Source organism: Rathayibacter sp. AY1F2 (assembly GCF_002930885.1).
Classification (GTDB): Bacteria; Actinomycetota; Actinomycetes; order Actinomycetales; family Microbacteriaceae; genus Rathayibacter.
Window position 1 is genome coordinate 1 of record NZ_PSVG01000055.1, and the last position, 1,465, is coordinate 1,465.

The following is a 1,465-nucleotide window of genomic DNA, read 5'->3' on the forward strand; positions in this document are numbered from 1 at the left end:
AGAGCGGATCGCAGGCGCCGGAGCGGGTGGATCGGCCGATCGGGACGGGCGAGGAGCCCGCAGGGGTGCAGGGAAGGCCCGCGACGACGGGTGGAGGAGAGGAGCGCGACGTGCAGGTGACGCAGCTGGCGCTCAGCGACTTCCGGAACTACGAGTCGGTCGACGTCGAGCTCGTGCCCGGACCGAACCTCTTCGTCGGCCGCAACGGCCAGGGCAAGACGAACCTCGTCGAATCGCTCGGCTACCTCTCCACCCTGGGCTCGCACCGCGTGTCGAGCGACCAGGCGCTCATCCGCGCCGGCCGGGACAGCGCCGTGGTGCGCGCCCGCCTCCGCAACGGCGAGCGCGACCTGCTGGCCGAGGTGCAGATCAACCGCTCCTCCCCCAACCGCGCGCAGATCAACCGCGGCGGGATCAAGCCGCGCGAGCTCCCCCGCTTCTTCTCCAGCGTCCTCTTCGCCCCGGAGGACCTCCTCCTCATCCGCGGCGACCCGTCGGCCCGCCGCCGCTTCCTCGACCAGCTGGTGATCCTCCGCTCCCCGCGGATGAGCGCCGTCCAGGCCGACTACGAGCGGGTGCTGCGCCAGCGCAACTCGCTGCTCAAGTCGGCGCGCGCGAGCGGCGTCCGCGACCCGTCGAAGCTCGGCACCCTCGACATCTGGGACGAGCGCCTGATCGCGCTCGGGACCGAGATCATGCAGTCGCGCCTCACCCTGGTGGAGGAGCTGAGCGGACCCGTGCGCGCCGCGTACGAGGCGGTCGCCGGTGCCGACCAGCGTCCGGTGCTCCGCTCCCGCCTGAGCATCGAGGGCGCGGTCGACGACGACGGCGAGCCCGTGGAGCAGCCGGGCGCCGCGTCACCGGCGGCGGGCGAGGGACTGGCGGAGGCGTTCGCGTCCGCCCTGGCCGGGGTGCGCCGCCGCGAGCTCGACCGGGGCGTCTCCCTCGTCGGCCCGCACCGCGACGACGTGCAGTTCGAGCTGAACGCGCTGCCGGCCAAGGGCTACGCCAGCCACGGCGAGAGCTGGTCGTTCGCGCTGGCGCTGAAGCTGGGCGCCGCGGAGCTGCTCCGGCGCGACTCCCCCATGGGCGATCCGGTGCTGATGCTCGACGACGTCTTCGCCGAGCTGGACGCGCGCCGGCGCGAGCGGCTCGCCTCGGTGGTCGCCGACTACGAGCAGGTCCTGATCACCGCGGCCGTCTTCGACGACGTCCCGGAGGCGCTGGCCGCGCACACCGTGCGGATCGAGGCCGGTCGGATCGTCGGCACGGGCGCCGCCGCCGCGCCGATCGCCGTGCCGGAGCCGATCGCACCCGACTCCGCCTCGTCCGATCCGGTGTCCTCCGACTCCCCTCCTCCCGGTCCCGAGTCCTCCCGCTCCTCTTCTCCCGATCCGGTCTCGTCCGACTCCCCTTCTCCTGGTGTCGTCTCCTCCGCCGCGGCCTCCTCCTCGGAGCCCGCGTC

1 protein-coding gene is annotated in these 1,465 nt (G+C 73.8%); it reads left to right on the plus strand.

Annotated elements, in window-relative coordinates; translation table 11 throughout:
* Positions 1-110 precede the first annotated feature (110 nt).
* Positions 111-1,465 (plus strand): DNA replication/repair protein RecF (gene recF, locus C5C54_RS17480; RefSeq protein ID WP_104288910.1); only part of this gene is annotated, 1,355 nt, incomplete at its 3' end.